General features: G+C 36.6%; 14 protein-coding genes. 5 read left to right on the forward strand and 9 right to left on the reverse strand.

Going from position 1 to position 16,545, the window contains the following annotated elements:
• Positions 1 to 16 precede the first annotated feature (16 nt).
• The 3 genes from ACSLUF_RS07025 (at position 17) to ACSLUF_RS07035 (ending at position 3,508) form a co-directional block, all read left to right on the forward strand.
• Positions 17 to 469 (forward strand): hypothetical protein, encoded by a 453-nt coding sequence (locus ACSLUF_RS07025; RefSeq protein WP_435625397.1) that lies wholly within the window; start codon positions 17 to 19, stop codon positions 467 to 469.
• Positions 470 to 583: 114 nt separating this feature from the next.
• A complete protein-coding gene (locus tag ACSLUF_RS07030; RefSeq protein ID WP_435625398.1) occupies positions 584 to 1,780 on the forward strand; it encodes an OmpA family protein in 1,197 nt (398 codons plus the stop codon).
• 24 nt (positions 1,781 to 1,804) lie between these two features.
• Positions 1,805 to 3,508, forward strand: a complete 1,704-nt coding sequence (locus tag ACSLUF_RS07035; protein ID WP_435625399.1) for a carbamoyltransferase family protein — start codon at positions 1,805 to 1,807, stop codon at positions 3,506 to 3,508.
• Positions 3,509 to 3,518: 10 nt separating this feature from the next.
• Here the strand turns inward: ACSLUF_RS07035 and ACSLUF_RS07040 are convergent, their stop codons facing one another.
• From ACSLUF_RS07040 to ACSLUF_RS07070, 7 genes are all read right to left on the reverse strand, one after another.
• Positions 3,519 to 4,490 (reverse strand): hypothetical protein, encoded by a 972-nt coding sequence (locus ACSLUF_RS07040; protein ID WP_435625400.1) that lies wholly within the window; start codon positions 4,488 to 4,490, stop codon positions 3,519 to 3,521.
• Positions 4,490 to 5,767 (reverse strand): MBOAT family O-acyltransferase, encoded by a 1,278-nt coding sequence (locus ACSLUF_RS07045; RefSeq protein WP_435625401.1) that lies wholly within the window; start codon positions 5,765 to 5,767, stop codon positions 4,490 to 4,492. Before ACSLUF_RS07045 ends, ACSLUF_RS07040 begins: the two co-directional genes overlap by 1 nt.
• 188 nt (positions 5,768 to 5,955) lie before the next feature.
• Positions 5,956 to 7,128, reverse strand: a complete 1,173-nt coding sequence (locus ACSLUF_RS07050; RefSeq protein ID WP_435625402.1) for a GNAT family N-acetyltransferase — start codon at positions 7,126 to 7,128, stop codon at positions 5,956 to 5,958.
• A 7-nt stretch (positions 7,129 to 7,135) separates the two neighbouring features.
• Positions 7,136 to 8,311: a GNAT family N-acetyltransferase gene (locus ACSLUF_RS07055; protein WP_435625403.1), complete on the reverse strand. Its 1,176-nt coding sequence runs from the start codon at positions 8,309 to 8,311 to the stop codon at positions 7,136 to 7,138.
• Complete coding sequence (locus tag ACSLUF_RS07060; RefSeq protein WP_435625404.1) at positions 8,308 to 9,546, reverse strand: GNAT family N-acetyltransferase; 1,239 nt, start codon at positions 9,544 to 9,546, stop codon at positions 8,308 to 8,310. The genes ACSLUF_RS07055 and ACSLUF_RS07060 overlap by 4 nt, the downstream gene beginning before the upstream one ends.
• 165 nt (positions 9,547 to 9,711) lie before the next feature.
• Entirely contained in the window at positions 9,712 to 10,731 is a 1,020-nt protein-coding gene (locus ACSLUF_RS07065; RefSeq protein WP_435625405.1) for a GNAT family N-acetyltransferase, read from the reverse strand.
• A 408-nt stretch (positions 10,732 to 11,139) separates the two neighbouring features.
• Positions 11,140 to 11,631: a hypothetical protein gene (locus tag ACSLUF_RS07070; protein WP_435625406.1), complete on the reverse strand. Its 492-nt coding sequence runs from the start codon at positions 11,629 to 11,631 to the stop codon at positions 11,140 to 11,142.
• Positions 11,632 to 12,120: 489 nt separating this feature from the next.
• Between ACSLUF_RS07070 and ACSLUF_RS07075 the strand changes: the two genes are divergently transcribed.
• Both ACSLUF_RS07075 and ACSLUF_RS07080 read left to right on the forward strand, forming a co-directional pair.
• Positions 12,121 to 12,951, forward strand: coding sequence for an NAD-dependent epimerase/dehydratase family protein (locus tag ACSLUF_RS07075; protein ID WP_435625407.1), 831 nt, complete (start codon positions 12,121 to 12,123; stop codon positions 12,949 to 12,951).
• Between the two features lie 690 nt (positions 12,952 to 13,641).
• Positions 13,642 to 14,283, forward strand: a complete 642-nt coding sequence (locus ACSLUF_RS07080) for a hypothetical protein (RefSeq protein WP_435625408.1) — start codon at positions 13,642 to 13,644, stop codon at positions 14,281 to 14,283.
• Between the two features lie 72 nt (positions 14,284 to 14,355).
• On the opposite strand, the gene ACSLUF_RS07085 is transcribed toward ACSLUF_RS07080, so the two are convergent.
• Together ACSLUF_RS07085 and ACSLUF_RS07090 are read right to left on the reverse strand one after the other, a co-directional pair.
• Positions 14,356 to 15,126, reverse strand: a complete 771-nt coding sequence (locus ACSLUF_RS07085; RefSeq protein WP_435625409.1) for an SDR family oxidoreductase — start codon at positions 15,124 to 15,126, stop codon at positions 14,356 to 14,358.
• Positions 15,127 to 15,213: 87 nt separating this feature from the next.
• Positions 15,214 to 16,503, reverse strand: a complete 1,290-nt coding sequence (locus ACSLUF_RS07090) for a carbamoyl-phosphate-synthetase (RefSeq protein WP_435625410.1) — start codon at positions 16,501 to 16,503, stop codon at positions 15,214 to 15,216.
• Between the last annotated feature and the right edge of the window lie 42 nt (positions 16,504 to 16,545).

Raw genomic sequence — 16,545 nt, forward strand, 5'->3', positions numbered from 1 at the left:
GACTTTAACCATCATAATGTGTTTCGTGTTATTTTCGATTCAGATTTCATGTAAATCCCAAAAGCAGTCCGCAGTGGATGAACAGACCGAAACTCCCTCTGAAATTGTACTTATTGATAGCGATGAATACAGCAACATTTTCGAATGGGAGACACAAGTGATTCGTGATATGAAATCACTGGCAAAGTTTTATTCGAAAATCAATAAGACAAGAAAACCGGGTTTACCAGTTCCCACTATTGATTTTTCCAAACATACTGCACTCATTGTATGTGCCGGGGAACAAAAACCAAATAGCAAAATGCTGCTTTCATATGGAAAAAAACAGGATAACCAACTGACAATCAATATAAAAACCGATAGCGAAAAGAATTCAAAAGAACCCCAGATAACAGTTGTTACCTATCCTTTTTATCTATACACCATTCCCTTGACCGATAAATCAATAGAGTTCCAACATGTACAGTAGGACTTTTTTTACTGATTTTCCCCACTTAACGATTTTTAAGGTCTTTTAAAGTACAAACCTCAAATTTTTTGCTTACCAACGTAATTTTGTACTTGTAACCTCAAATCAAAACCTATGAAAGCGATTAAGTTCGGTACCATATGTTTATTACTAATACCTGCGGTTTTTTTCGCCCAGGATTTAGAAATTACAAAGAAAGACTCCATCGTAAAATCTTCTTGGATGGTTTCTTTGGGAATCAATGTTGTGGATGACTCCGGAGACGAATTTGGAAATTTATTGGATATTCGAGATGGCTGGAACGCAGTTCCTTTTCCATCAAGAATCAGTATTGGAAGGTATTTTCAAAATGGAATCGGCTTGGAGGCCATTGGTTCTTATAATCAATACCAAGAGGGAAAAATCGTTGACAACGTGGTCATTGCTGAAGACATAGATTATTTCGGTATTGATTTTCGTCTTAGCTACGATTTGAATCAAATTCTAGGTGAAACCGGATTTTTTGACCCATATGTAGGTATTGGAGCAGGTTATACAGATGCCAATAATCAAGGAAGAGGTACGTATAACGCCGTTGTTGGATTTAGGACCTGGTTTTCAGATAGATGGGGTGTTGATTTTAATTCAACAGGAAAATGGGCCATGAGTACTGAAAATGCCTCAAATCATATTCAACATGCCATTGGGGTGGTGTATCAATTTGATATAGAGAAAGGTCTATCACCTAAAGGCGAAGAAAAATTGGCACTCTTGCAGGAAATGGAAGCTGAACAAAAAAGAGTTCAAGATTCCATTGCTGCCAAAGAAAAAGCAGATGAAGAAGCTAGATTGTTGGCAGAGAGATTGGAACGAGAAAAAGAAGCAGCCAGACTGGCAGAAGCGGAGAGAACCCGAAAAGAAGCGGATAAAAGAAGGCGAGAATCCATAGAGAATGAAATCAAAGCCCTAGGGAATGTATATTTTGCATTGAATTCTTCATATCTGACTGACAAAGACAAGGTACTTCTTGATAAATTAGTCGAAATTTTGGGAAGGTATCCCGAGCTGGAACTCGAAGTTTCAGCGCATACGGATTCTAGGGGAACAACAAAGTACAACCAATGGTTATCTGAAAGGCGGGTAAAAAGAACGATGGATTATTTGTTGGCGAAGCGCATAGATGGTAACAGACTGACTTCTGGGGCATTTGGAGAATCAAGGTTAGTAAACGAATGCAACGATAACACGGTATGTTCCGAATCAAAACATCGATTAAACAGACGTTCCGAATTTAAGGTTATAGCTTTGGATACCGGGGACGCAGCTAAATAATAAATACTACATAACACCAGCTTAATGGTTATTTTAGGATTAAACTATTTTTTCCATGACTCATCTGCATGTATCGTAAAAGATGGAAAGCTGCTTACCGCAATTGAAGAGGAGCGCTTGAATCGTAAAAAACATACCGATGAGTTCCCCAATTTAAGCATAAATCGATGTATCAAGGATTCCGATTTGGAGTATTCTTCCATTGACTATATCGCGGTTTCCATAAAGCCCAAGCTAAACATCAATAGAAAGATAGTCTATCTATTTCGGAACTTTTTTAAGATGCTAAAATCTGGAAGTTTGCTTCAATTCATATGGCATAACACGGGGTATGTCTATTTGAAACAAAGAGCTTTCTGGATATGGTATAGAAAACACTGGGATAAGAAAAATGGTCCAAAGGTGTTTTTTATTGAGCATCATCTATCACATGTCGCCGGTTCTTTTTTTGTTTCACCTTATGAAGATGCTGCCTTGCTGGGAATAGATGGAGCAGGAGAGTGGGCAACGACATGGTTGGGACATGGAAAAGGAAATGAGGTAAAAAAATATGGTGAAAACTTCTTTCCCCATTCCTTGGGTTCCTTTTATGAGTCTGTAACGGAGTTTTGCGGTTTTAAACCTAATTATGACGAAGGTAAGACGATGGGGTTGGCCCCACTGGGTGATTCAAGTGTTTTTAAGGACGAAGTAAAAAAAATAATACGTGTTGATGAAAAGGGGGTATTCCAAATTGATTTAAGTTTTTTTGAATATCAATATCAAGGATTTAGACGAATCTCCCAAAAGTTCATAGATACCTTTGGTGAGCCACGAAAACCAGGTTCCCCTTTTTTGGAACATCACAAGAATGTGGCAGCTGCTTTTCAAGAAGTTCTTGAAGACCGTGTTTTGGAGATTTGCGACTTTATCCATGAACGCACTCAGGCCGACTATTTGGTGATTGCGGGAGGAGTGTCTCTAAATAGCGTAATGAACGGTAGAATTGTTAGGGAAAGCAAGTTTAAGGATGTATATGTAATGCCGGCAGCTGGGGACAACGGAACATCCATTGGGGCAGCTTTTTACCTCTATAATGGAATTTTCAACAAGAAAAGGGTATACATTCATGACGATCCGTATACCGGCACCTCTTATTCCAATGAACAAATTGAGCTTATCCTTAAGAAATCCAAGTTGAGCTACACCCATTATGAGGATATCTGCGGAAAGGCTGCTGAACTGCTTTATGAAGGTCAAATAATCGGGTGGTTCCAAGGAAATATGGAAATTGGTCCTCGCGCATTGGGTAGTCGAAGTATTTTGGCAAACCCGGCCATACAGGATATGAAGGATAAAATTAATGCTGAGGTGAAGTTCAGGGAAGCGTATAGACCGTTTGCACCTTCTGCCATTCTGGAAGCGAAAGAAGATTTTTTTGATTTGAAGGTCGAAGCACCTTTTATGCTGAAGGTCTGCAATGTTTTGGAAGACAAAAAGAAGGTAATTCCCGCAGTAACCCATGTCGATGGTACAGCCAGATTACAAACCGTAAATAAAGAACTCCACCCTCGTTACTACGAAGTAATTGATAAACTGGGCAAGATGTCCGGGATTCCGGTGGTGTTGAACACCAGCTTTAACATACAAGGAGAACCTGTAGTAGAATCTCCGAAAGATGCGATACGCTGTTTTTTTTCCACTGGTTTGGATGCTTTGGTCATAGGGAATTATGTGCTGACCAAATAGGTGATAGGATTTAGTCCTCTAAGAAATCTGTATTGTTTTGAATGTAATTCACTATAGCTTCGGAAATAATCTCCCTTCCATGATCATTCCAATGCTGGTCATAAACCAAATGCGTACGTTCCTCTGAGGCATTTAAGGGTGCTCCAAAATCCAAGTAAGCGTAGTTCCAAGCATCACAAAATTGGATAAAGGAAGTTGGCGTAATGGTTTTGTCAATGAGAAACACCACTTTTTGCCGATCGATATCCGGATAATGGTCCATAAGGACTTTGAAACGTCCGAGACGTTCTTGGATGAGGGAGTCCATCTTCTTGGGTTCCGGCTCTTTGGAAACTTCTACCGGCTTTTCATTCTTAACACTTTTTACAAAATTTCTAACCGGGAGAAATAGGCCAATACCATCCAAATAGGAGAGGAGCTTTATTTTGCGTTTAATTTTGAACGTAGGCAAATTGTCAAGGTTCACCCTAAAATAATTTGGCTCGAATTCACTTCTTTCCAAATCTTCATGGAACTTTAAGTAAATGAATACCATTTCAACCTGACTAAAAACCTCAGGGTATTTTGAAATCAAGTTAAGTTGATCGGCCAAATCGTAACCAGAACAACCGTATTCAAATACTTTTGCACCATGGCGACTCAGTCTTCTTTCAATTTTTGCACCTAGCGAATTAAAATAATCCTGATGAAAACCTTCAATAAAAGAGTCGCCTACAATAGCAATTTCAATAGAATCTTGACTTGGGTTGTACTCTCTATAGGAATTAAAACCGGAATCATTAATACGATACTGAACAAGGTTCATCCTTCGATTTCCAGTGGCAAAATAGCCTTTTTGACCTGGATAATAGAGCTCTACTTTTCGTTCGTTTATGGTTGAAACAGGATATTGAAAATACAGGTGGAAAACCCGCACAACGAGTTCTAGCGCTAAAAAAATCAGCAACACATAAAAAAAGCTTTTCAGTATGAACTTTTTCATCAAAATTGGAAATAAATAAAAGATCGGTCTATCATATCGTCATAAAAAAGCAGTATTCCAAGTATAGTAATCGTGTAAAGAGCAAAACGAACAGCTTTGGAATTAAAGTTATAAGGATTTCTTTCATCCTTTCGGATGACAAATTCATAAATGGAAAATAGGATGATTAGAACAAAATAGTCCATCATTCTAAAACCCCTTGGGTGTAGGTATGTTTCAAACTGAAATTGGGTCAAAAGTTGATAAAGATATTCTAAGGCATGTGTTAGATTCTCTGCCCTAAAGAACACCCAGAAAAAAGTGACTAAAACAAATGTTGAAATAACTTGAACAGTTTCCTTTAAGTTGGGCAGGTATCTGTTTTGAGCAATAATATCTCCCTTATATCTTCGGTTTTTATTGAGTAAAAAGATGGGGACAAAGGCCAAGGCATGCAACGCTCCCCAGATAATAAAGGTGAAATTGGCGCCGTGCCATAAACCTGAAATCAAAAACACAATGAATATATTTCTAAGTGCGAGGTATTTCCCTCCTTTGGAACCTCCCAATGGTATATACAGGTACGTTTTAAACCAACCCGACAATGAAATATGCCATCTTCGCCAAAATTCGGCCAGATTTCTTGAGAAATAAGGAAAAATGAAGTTGGATTTTAACTCGACCCCCAACATTTTTGCACTTCCTATGGCAATGTCAGAATATCCACTAAAGTCACCATAGATTTGAAAACTGAATAGCACCAGACCCAATACAAGGGTGGAGCCTGAGTATGTTGAATAGTTCAAGAAAATATCATCTACCATGGGTGCAACTGCGTCAGCGATGGCTACCTTTTTAAACATGCCCCAAAGAATAAGTTTAAGTCCTGAAACGATTTGGTCATACCTAAATTTGCGGACTTTGTTTAGTTGAGGTAGCAAATGTGAGGCTCTTTCAATGGGCCCAGCGACCAACTGAGGGAAAAAAGCAACATAGACACCAAAGCTCAGGATGTTTTTTATGGGTTTTATCCTATTGTAGTATATGTCGAAGGAATACGACATGGTTTGGAAGGTGTAGAAGGAAATTCCAACAGGTAAAATCACATTGATCAAAAGACCTGTCTCGATATGTATTCCAAAGAATGTTAGTGTATCTACCAGAGACTGGGAGAAAAAGTTGAAATACTTGAAGAAGCCTAAAATTGATAGATTTAGAATGACGCTGCAAAGCAGCCAGTTCTTTTTTTTCTTTTTGTCACTGGACCGGTAGATTTTTTCTCCCACCCAATAGTCCACGCAGGTACTTAATAGAATCAAACCTAAAAACCTCCAATCCCAAAAACCGTAAAAAAAGTAGCTAACGACGAGCAGGAAAAGATTTTGCCACTTTAACTCAAATCTTCCTAAATACCAATAAGTAAAGAACACTATTGGGAAAAAAATAAGATATTCAAATGAGTTAAAAAGCATCTTTGCTGAAAATACTAATATTCAATTTTTATTTTGGTACTGTCGTCTGCCAAGTAATAGAGATTTGGATTTTTGACATCCGAAAAAATCTTACATCGGGATAAAACCAATTTACGTTGAAAGGCAATATCAAGGATTGTCCTCTTTAAAACAGTACTATCCAACTGTTTAAAACTTATTTCCTTAAGGGATTCAAAATTCAACACATCAGTTGTCTCATGTCGGTAATTGGAAGAATAGGTTTTCATTTGCCCGCCAATCCTTCTTCGTTTCACCTTCTCAACCCACTCATCGACCATCATACCTTTTAGGAGATTTATAACTCTCAATTTTAGAATTTTCAACCTTCCCAAGAGGTAACCCGAGAACCGCTTTGAAGGGTAAAAGATATGGTGGTCAAAGCTATAAATCACGTTGCTCCATCTTCTTTTGTATTCGTTTACACCATATTCCATGTCAATGAAATCATATTTGTTCTCAATGGACCATTGCAATAGTTTGAAAATTGAAATGTTCCCCAGACTAAACTTGGAGTAAGCTATATCGTAGGATGGAATGGAAATGTTCAGGATATTTTTTTGATGACGATTTATGCAGACATGAATGGTTTCTCCATCCGCCTGAATTACGAACAACGAGCATTTTTTTTGATTAATTAGGTCAAATGTTGCGTTGTAATAATTGTCCCATTCTTTGAGTACCCTGTTGTCCTCCCCTTTTTCTTCAAATCGATATTTCAACATCCTTTTAAGGGATTGCATATGCAGCTCATAATCGCTTTTGGAGATATTTCCATGAAATATCAAATATTTTACATTGAAACAACTTTCCAAACGATTTACATAGCGCTTTATATTTTGCCGAAATGATTTGGAATAGTTTTCCCGATAAAATGTGTCAAAATCGGTGGGTTCCGTTATCTCAATAGCAAAACCCTTAATTTTCCTTTGTGCAATTGTTTTGAAAAACATTTTTTGGGTTTCAAGCAAAGGTTTTGCATCCAGATAGGATGGGAACAATGAAATTGAATACGCCCTATCCAAATCTTCAGGAGTACTTTTATTCCCCGGACTCTGATATAGCAACCTGTTGTCCCTTTTAAAGAATAACTGTCCATATACCTCCGGTACGTACCCTGTCTCGGTATATCGATCATAAAATGGAATATGTATTAATCTTTTCTTCAAAAGGGGCTTAGGGTTTTTTTGCTTTGGTCAAAAGGGCTATCATATTGTTGAACACAATCAAATAATCATCCATGGACTTTTGATGTATCTTGATAGAATCTATTCTTGCGTTTTGTGCATAGGCAAAGTCATAAACATATCTCCTCATGGAATCATACCTTTTATCTTCAAGGTCGGTTATCAATTCCATGCCTTCGGGGCTTAGGTTTGGTTCGGATTCAATCTTAGACCATCTGTAATCAACATTTTTAGTCTGCTTCGAAAACAAATGGGCGACATCTTTTTTAAGTTTATAAATCTGCGTATTGATGTTATTTTTTATAATAAAGTTGACAAGTCGATACTTTAAGTTCAGCAAGTTGGATATAAAACTACTTGGCATTTGTTGGGATAATACATGGGATTCAAAATCATAAGTTAGATTAGACCAACTTAATTTATAATTGAAATCACCGTAGCCCATATCGAAAAGAGTATGGTTGTTTTCAAAGCACCATTTTATTTGTTGGTAAATTTCCACATTGCCCAAACTAAATTTTGAATAGTCCATGTTGAATGAGCATATAGCGCTATAACAAATACCAGAGTTATTATAGTTTAAAGAGATTTCAATTGGTTTGTCCTTGTTGTAAATTACAAAGAGTGAAGCCCGTTTTTCTAGAATTAGCGGATAAAACATTTTTTTATAATAAACCTGATTTTCCAGATCTTCGTTTTTGGCATGTTTTGTTTCAAAACGTTTCCGGATCATGGTAAACAGAGCTTCCATTAAAATATCATACCTTTCTTTTTCAATATGTCCGAAATACATTTTATAGGAAACATCAAAACAACTTTCCAATCTTTTGATACTTCTTGTAACTAATTTTCTTTTACTTTTTTTGATGTGGGAGGAATAGTAATCTTCGAAAGAACGGAACTCTTTTAAGTTTACCGCATGCCCTTTTTTCTGAAAAATGGCCTTTTTGCTGTAATTTTTGCTTATCTCAGGGATAAGATAATTTGGGAAGTATTCAATAACGACATTTTTTTTGTTGGGGATGTTATCAACCGGGTTGAAAGAAATTTTTAAAGGGGCTTCATCTGTATGTAACCTGATTTTTGAGTAAAGCTCTGGGATACTTTCCTGTTCAAAAAAGGTCTTGTAAAAATTTACTTTTATTGCTTCTTTAAATAATTTCACTTTGGATGGTTAATGGTCCCTTCATAAAATTGCTGTTGGTAGCTTATATAGAAGCTGCTTTTTGAATCCGGTTTTTCAAAAGCGCTTATACCTTTCATGATGGCATTGTACTTAAAGGCGAATTCAATTTTTGCCCTTTCCATTATAGACGAGGGATTATTGGCAACAGGGTTGATGTTTGGACCTAGGGATTTGGCGTCCTTGACTTCAATTGGATTAAAATGAAAAGTATAAGTCATCGGGGCGTTTTCTCTTTTCAAAAGGAACCTGATTTTATTTACAGATTCATCAATTCCAACTTTTCTCAAAAAATTTTTGATTGAATAAAAAGAATATATGCTACAAGAGATGGCTTTTGAAAAAATGGAAAACCTATTGTAAAAAATATGATATTCAAACGAATACTTGGTATTTCCCCATTGCGATTTGTAGTGAAAGTAACCTTTGGAAAAATCACACTTTTTGATACCCTTTTCGAAACACCACTGAGTTAACTTCACCAACTGTGTTTTTCCAACATTAAACTTTGAATAATCAGTATCAAAAACGGTATGGGCCAAAATAAAATTATCGTCTAAGAAGTGGCCATATGAAACCCCAATTATTTTTTTGTTTGCCAAGACCAAAAACAGTACAGCACTTCCATTATTGATAAATTCAAAAGACGTTTTCTTAAAAAATTCCCAGTCTTTGTCATTTAGTGTAACGCAAAAATCTTGTTTCTGATTGAACCTTTTTTTTAGCAACTCATAAAATCTGGAATAAATTACCTCAAAATCACCCCTACTGATTTGTTCTACAGTTTTATATTCAATATCAAAACAGCTCTCCAATCTTCGTTTAAGCGGAACAATTCTATTTCTGGTTTTACTTTTAAAATTGGTTTTTAAATAGTCTTCAAGGTTTTCATATTGTGTTAGATCCGTAAGAAATCCTGTATGTTGTTCAGTTACCCAACAGTTTAGCTTTCCCTTGTAAAAATCACTAGGCCTGACATAATAATTTGGAAAATCATAGATTACAAAGGCCTTATTTCCCAAGCGCTCTTTCCCTGCTTCAAGGCTGTATGTTATTCCCTTTGAAGAATCCGCACCACTAACAGTATATATTGGGAAGTACTTTGCTTTATAAAACGAAAGGTTGCCAAAGGCTTTAAACCTACGTTCTTTTGCCTTAGGTTTAAATATCTTTAACCAGGTAGCTGTATAAAACTCGGATGTGAACGGGTTATCCAATTTCTGGTGTTTATTTTCTGAAAAGGGAAGACAATAGTGTCTGCCAAATTTATTGTGTTAGTTTTTTAATGGGGCAGGGGAGGCCTAAACTTCAAACAAAAATCTGAACTTTTTCCATAAATTTTTCCAAAGTCAGATGAACTTAACGAATTCTCGATAATCACATTAAATTTCTTCCAAACGATATAATGGAAAGTAGTCCGGTTCGTTTTTTAGACCTTGTTTTTCAATCAAATTGGTATATATGTCCGGAATTACCACCAGTTTCCAAACATAAAAGTCCAGTAAATTCTTGGAATAGGATGTTTTGAACTGCAGTAAAGAGTCATTAGCGCTGGATAGTCCACCTCCTAGATTTAAATTGTCCAATCCAAGTTCAGTGGCCATTATCCTCATTTCATCAATTAAAAGCTTGGTGGGCATCAAATCCTTATACTCAGCTTTTGAGCCGGACAAGTGGTAATGGACTACAGAATCCTTGTAAATAAACATACTGGCCCCAATAGTTTTACCCGTCTCATTATGAATGGCCAATAAAGTTTTGGTTTCAAAGCTTTCGCTTTTTGCTAAAGTTTTAAAATAGAGGTCGTCAAAAAAATACATTGGACGGGCGTTTAACCTTTTCATGGTTTCCCAATAAACATCGACAAATTGTTGGTACGACCCGTCATCATCTGCAACCCTAATACTCAAGTGTCTTCGTGCCTTGTTTAATTGTCCCTTAAGTCTTCGTCTAAATTCTGTCCGTTGTTGCGTAATGTTCTTAGAAAGGTCAATACTAACAACCACTCCTTTTTGTTCAAGAGTACCGATACCATGAAAAACCCTATGTTGTTCAGAAATAAAAGGGTTTAATCTCGAAAACACTGTTATAATTTTTTGGGATTTGAAGTGTTCAATTAAGGTTTGAGAGAATTGGGTATTATCGAAATTTGCAGGGAGGTTTTTGTACAGTGGTCCAGAATATCCGTACACCGAAGTGGCATCATAGAAAACAGTATCCGGAATCTTACGAATAAGCAAGGGAAGTCCAATGGTGATTGTACCTTCCGTATAAATTAAAAGTTGGGGTTGTCCATCACCTTTTGCGATATTGTGATAGTCATAGGTATGGTAAAAGTCTGATACTTCAAAATTTGAGATATGTTTTTCCCAATTGTCTTTATCCGTAATTACTTGTATCATTCAGTTTCTATTTGTCAAGCTAGACTTCAGTTGGTGCAAATGACAAAGTTGTTTTTTATTAATACGATTAGAACCAAAATATATTTCGATGGCCTGATTACTAATTTAAAATCTACCAATATGAATACTAAAAAGGCACCGAATCATCCAATTTATGATAGTATCAACTGCTAAAGAATTAGAAAAAGAACATTCCCTTTAAAGTTAACCGCAATCCAATTTTTTCTATTCGGATAGTATCTAAGACCTCTCCGATTTTTTTTGATAAGACCTTCTTCTTGCTTGCTTCTGTATTTAGATAAGCTATTAAATAGTGAAAAGGACCCCGAGTGGAGCCCAATTCGTATAAGGCTTAAATTATTTTCAGTTTGCGAGCCGAATAATTCAGCAGAAAGATTCTAAAAAAAATTATGGGAACTGCTGAAATTTCTTGTATCTATCAGGAACTGGAAATTCTGGAGTAACCCCATGCCAAAACATGTTGATAATCCACCATCTGTCTTGATAATAGGCCAATTGTATACTTTTTACGTCTTGTTTGTACGGTTTATTGTTTGCCATATCTTCTTTACTGTGAAAAGCTTCACAATGACTAAAAGCATGGCCAATGTTTCCATAAGTTTCAACCACCCTACCTAATTCTCTTTCGTAAAAAGCGGTTTCCCGAGTGTTGTTAAACCAAAATCCAATACGTTCTATATAATCATTTGGGTGTATCCACTGAGGTCTAAAGTTTCGGTTGATGTCGTACTCATAACCAATCTTCATCCCTTGAGGGTGAAATAAAAATTTCATGAATTCCCAATCTCTTTTCTCACCTGGCTCACCACCTAGGCAAGCATAAAATGCTGTTATTAAGTCATCAATGGTTTGGACCTTTTCTAAGTACTCTTCTTTCATCAATTTATATGGTTTTGTTTAAATGCAACTAACTTTCAAAAGACTCAGTGCGAAGTAAAAACAATTATTTCAAAAATTTTAAAATTAGAATGGTTTTTGGGTTATTTACCCCTTTGTGCCGCTGAATGGTATGATACCGGCATGAACTCAATTAGACTATTGTTTTGGAAGTTGTAGGGTTAATACGCTGAGTACCTCATAATTCAACCTTTTCCGAATTTTGATTGTCTAATCAAATCTATGAACAGTTCACGGAAACAATCCATCCATTTAATTGGTCAAACTTCCCTTATTTGTTCGTAATACCATTCAAATTTTATACGCGAATTGAAGGGGAGTTGTTTCAATTTCTTACCGGATAACGGTTAAATCGACCTTTTTTAAATGAACTACGAGCTAAACTGATATTTGTTCTATTTTTGTTAAAATTTGTATTTAGTTCACCTTAGGAGATAGGTGGTTCATTTTTTTTGAAATTATTTAGAGTACATGAAAATACTTATCACCGGAGGTAATTCTAGCGTATCAAGGTATCTAATACCTTTGTTATCAGAAGATTATGAAATAATTACTGTTGGTCGTAGGGACTGTGATATTAATTTAGATCCCAACAGACCTTTTACTGAACAGCTTCCCGACCAAATTGACATTGTAATCCACACAGCTGCGGCTTTTGGACGGCAAACTGATGAGGAGATATATGAAACTCAAAAGTTTAATGTGTTGGACACAATGGAGTTGTGTTTTCATTTGAAAAAAATGAATGTGAAACACTATGTTTACATTTCAAGCATATTTGCCCATTTGGAAGAAGGTTCGCCACTCTATAGCATATACTCTATTTCAAAAAGGCATTCAGAGGAGATTATACAATATTGTTTGAAAAGGGACGAAATTCCCTATACCATCTTAAGGCCCTCTCAGTTATATGGCAATGACCCTTCTTTTATACCCCACCATCCGTTTCTTTATCAAATAATAGAAAAGGCATCTAAAGGGGAGAAAATCACCTTATTTGGAAATCATGGTGGAAGTGCAAACTATCTTCACATTAAGGATTTTGCGGAAACCATTTCAAGGGTGGTCAAAAAAGGAGTGTACGGGGTCTACGATTCCATTACAAGGACTCCTAACACTTATTTGGAAATTGCCACTAACGTCTATGAATTGACGAATAACCCTGTAAACATTGAATTTTTAAGAGATAGAAAAGAATCAGGTCAAGGATTTCCATTCGATGACACCATCTATAAAAAGCTGGACTTTTTTCCAAAAATGTCAATAAAAGATGGTTTGTCGGAAATACTAAATATAACGTGACTTGAATTTAAGAAGTCACCCTACCTTCTTATTTAAGCTTAATACATAAGTTTTGATTTTATCTTTCTGATTTTCAAGGGTGCCAAGCCTGGTAGATTATCATAGGTAGGTTTTGATTGAATTGACGATGAAAATACATCCAGCTGTTTGGCATACAATCCCCTCAGACGGCTCTCAATCCTTTAAACCAATATTCTGGCTGACAATCCATCATTCTCATAAGAGGGAAAGCCACACTTCCACGAAATTGCTTTATCAATTTGATGACGAATTCGGTAGAATATTCCGGATGAACTTTCGAGTAGTTTAATGATTGCTTAACCTTAATTTCCAAATTGCGGGGAATAAAGTTGTGAAAAGGTTAAAAAATGGTAACTTCATTTTTAAGTTTTGTATGTTGACTTTGGTTGTACCGGTAATAAGTAAATCTGTAACCTTAGGCTGGATTGGTTTTGTTCAATCATTGGAGAAGACCATTAGGTCAATTTCCACTCAGATGTATTCGAATTTTTCAATTGGAAGTATCTGCTCGGAAATTCCTGAGGTATACTTCGCTTATAAAAATCTGCATCTCATTCATCCGGGCTTTCAGCAACCATTAAATGAAAATATTGGCCTTAAGATTTATGTAACCCAGCAAAGAATAGATACAGACAATAAAATAAAATTTGGAGTTGTTAACGAAACACAATGAAGATAACTTCTCAATTGCAATCAAATCGATGGAAAATTCTAATGATACTGGTCACAACCCTGTTTCTTGTTGGCCTTGTATTACTATTAGAAAAATGGAAAGGAATTCCTATTGGCAATCTAACTCGGGATATTGTTGCAATTGCAAACGTCCCTATATACACAGGTTTCTTTTCTCAAATTGGAATTTTTCTTTGGGTGGCTACAGCTACACTGTGTATGTTTAGCGCGAGAATAGGTTCAAAAACGAAAAAGAATCCTGACCATAAAAAATATCTTTTTGTATCAGGCTTATTAACAATTTTGCTCTGCCTTGACGATATCTTTTTGTTGCATGAGGTTGTATTTCCCTTCTTGGGAATACCAGAAAAAGTGGTATTCATTGGGTATGCTTCTATAGTAATTGCTTGGATTATAACATTCTACTCAGTTATTCTAGCCACTGATTACATTTTGTTGGTATTGGCTTTTTTTTTCTTTGGCTTATCAGTTACTCTAGATGTATTTCCGATTTTTAACTGGAGTCCTTTTTTATTTGAAGATGGTTTCAAGATGGCAGGAATTGTTAGTTGGTCTGTCTATTTTTATAATATTGCGGTCATCGCGGTTTCCGGAAAAAACAAGGATTTGGTTAAATAGTTGCGTTACATTCAACCGAATTTTCCTCATTCAACTTCTTTCTTTATCCCAAAAGTTCCATTAAGCCACGGATTACCTCCCCAGGTACCCTCCATCCACGGGAATTATTGTTCCCGATACATAATCACTGGCGGCGGAGGCAAGAAATACCGTAATACCCATTAAATCATCACCAATCCCCCATCGTTTCATTGGAACCCTTAGCATTACTTCGTCGGTTCTTTTTTTGTCATTGATTAAAGCGGTATTTAATTGGGTATCCATATAACCCGGTGCTATGGCGTTCACACAAATTCCTTTAGAAGCCCAATCATTGGATAGCGCTTTAGTCAATTGTCCTACCCCTCCTTTAGAAGCTGCATAGGCAGGTATGGTAATACCTCCCAAAAAACTCATGAGTGAGGCTACATTGATTATTTTACCGCCTCCATTGGGTATCATGATATTTGCGGCCATCTTACAGTAATAAAAAGTAGCGTCGAGATTTATGGCAATAACTTTTTGCCATTCGTCATCAGGAAACTCTTCACTAGGATACCTTCGTTGAATCCCAGCGGTGTTTACCAAAACATCTATTTTACCTTCCAGTAATTCTAAAGATTCTTTAAATGAGTTTTCAATGGCGTCTTTGTTGCTCACATCAGCTTGTACGGCAAATACTGAATATCCCTCATTTTGAAGTTGCTCACAGAATGAAAAAACTCTTTGGTCCAAATCAATTACGACTACCTTTGAGCCTGCTTCTGCCAGAGCTTTGACCATGGCTTGCCCTAAATCTCCGGCACCGCCGACAACGACTGATTTTTTCCCTTCCAAGCTAAATTTATCCAAGATGTTTTGCATGCTATTAGTTTTTTAAATGCTATTTTTTTGAGTAGTTGATTCCAGAGAGAAAAACATGGGAATGTTGGCCCCTATAAAATTAGAATGTTAACTGAAAATGTAATCTTCCGTATTCCAGGGCTTCAGCCATTCAATTACCATATCCTCACCGTTGGAATCGGTTACCTTAAGAGTGTTTCTTATGTCTTCGATGGTTTGATTGATTCCAAATATGGAGTCTGCTGCCGTATAAATTCTGAATAACACCTGTCTTTCCGTTCCAATCCATTCGTCCTTCACAGTGTCTCCAACTTTAAATCGTTCTACAACAAAATTTACATTTTTATGGGATTTTATGGCATCCAATCCTTCTATGGCTTCAATTTTCCCACCTTTTAAAAGCACCCAAACGGAACAAGCCGCACCACCTTTTAACATGTAGTCGTTTCTCTCAGAAAAGTCTGTATCCCCAAAAACTCCGGTCAAAGCATAGTTTATAAGCATTTTTCGGTGATCAAAACCGTTAATGTGCTCTAGGTGAATATGCGGGGCTTCGCCCTGCAAACGGAATCCAGGGTCATAACTATAAAATATGTTGTTTTCCACAAAAAATTGAATATTCAGTACGCCGGTTTGAATGCCTAAACCCTTGAACATTTCGCATAGTTTGGGGTGTACCTCTTGTACAAATAATTCGGTATAGGTTGATGGATATACCGTGCCAATGGCAATTGGACTTGAATCCCCTTGTAGTCTGGTTAGGTATCTATCATAGGTAGCTGAAAGATAGGGAACCCCATCTTTAAAGGTATAATAGACAGCCATATCATCACAATGTGAATCCATGTACTTCTCGACCAAAACCACTCCTTTTTTTGAAAACTTCAATACGTTCTCGACTGTGGCCTTGTAATCTTCCTCATCACGACAGATTTTCATACCAACTCCACCTCCGCTGTCCACTGGTTTTACCATCAACGGGAAGTCCACATTTTTTGGTTTTTTCACCTCCGAATCTCGGGTTAAGTAAATTCCTGGGATATCTTGAACGCCATATTCGTCGCAATAACGTTTATAACCATCCTTACTACAAAAGGCCTCAATGGTTTTTTCATTGGCATAACAGTGCACTCCCAATTTTTCACAAATTTCCCTATATGGTTTGACCAGGATATCTGCAACTCCGACCAAAACTCCATCCACATTTTTTTCTTTGGCTACCCCTACAATTTTGTCAATATCGAAACCGTCAATATCATAGGTTTCCACAGCATTTTTTTTAGCTGGAGCGTTTGGGTTGGGATCAATAACAATGGTATGAATTCCCATTGAGTTGGCAATATCCACCAAAACTCCTGTTTCAGGATTTCCGCCTAGTATTATAAGTTTTTTGGTCATTTTTTATAGGATTAAAGGATTTTGTAAAATCCGATTCGATTG

Origin of the sequence: Flagellimonas sp. (genome assembly GCF_965601775.1) — a bacterium.
Lineage (GTDB): Bacteria > Bacteroidota > Bacteroidia > Flavobacteriales > Flavobacteriaceae > Flagellimonas.

What these genes read in the sequence shown, in the direction of transcription:
- ACSLUF_RS07025 (WP_435625397.1), top strand. Translation starts at nt 17, where the DNA reads ATGTGTTTCGTGTTATTTTCGATTCAGATTTCATGTAAATCCCAAAAG.
- ACSLUF_RS07030 (WP_435625398.1), top strand. Translation starts at nt 584, where the DNA reads ATGAAAGCGATTAAGTTCGGTACCATATGTTTATTACTAATACCTGCG.
- ACSLUF_RS07035 (WP_435625399.1), top strand. Translation starts at nt 1,805, where the DNA reads ATGGTTATTTTAGGATTAAACTATTTTTTCCATGACTCATCTGCATGT.
- ACSLUF_RS07040 (WP_435625400.1), bottom strand. Translation starts at nt 4,490, where the DNA reads ATGAAAAAGTTCATACTGAAAAGCTTTTTTTATGTGTTGCTGATTTTT.
- ACSLUF_RS07065 (WP_435625405.1), bottom strand. Translation starts at nt 10,731, where the DNA reads ATGATACAAGTAATTACGGATAAAGACAATTGGGAAAAACATATCTCA.
- ACSLUF_RS07070 (WP_435625406.1), bottom strand. Translation starts at nt 11,631, where the DNA reads ATGAAAGAAGAGTACTTAGAAAAGGTCCAAACCATTGATGACTTAATA.
- ACSLUF_RS07075 (WP_435625407.1), top strand. Translation starts at nt 12,121, where the DNA reads ATGAAAATACTTATCACCGGAGGTAATTCTAGCGTATCAAGGTATCTA.
- ACSLUF_RS07080 (WP_435625408.1), top strand. Translation starts at nt 13,642, where the DNA reads ATGAAGATAACTTCTCAATTGCAATCAAATCGATGGAAAATTCTAATG.
- ACSLUF_RS07085 (WP_435625409.1), bottom strand. Translation starts at nt 15,126, where the DNA reads ATGCAAAACATCTTGGATAAATTTAGCTTGGAAGGGAAAAAATCAGTC.
- ACSLUF_RS07090 (WP_435625410.1), bottom strand. Translation starts at nt 16,503, where the DNA reads ATGACCAAAAAACTTATAATACTAGGCGGAAATCCTGAAACAGGAGTT.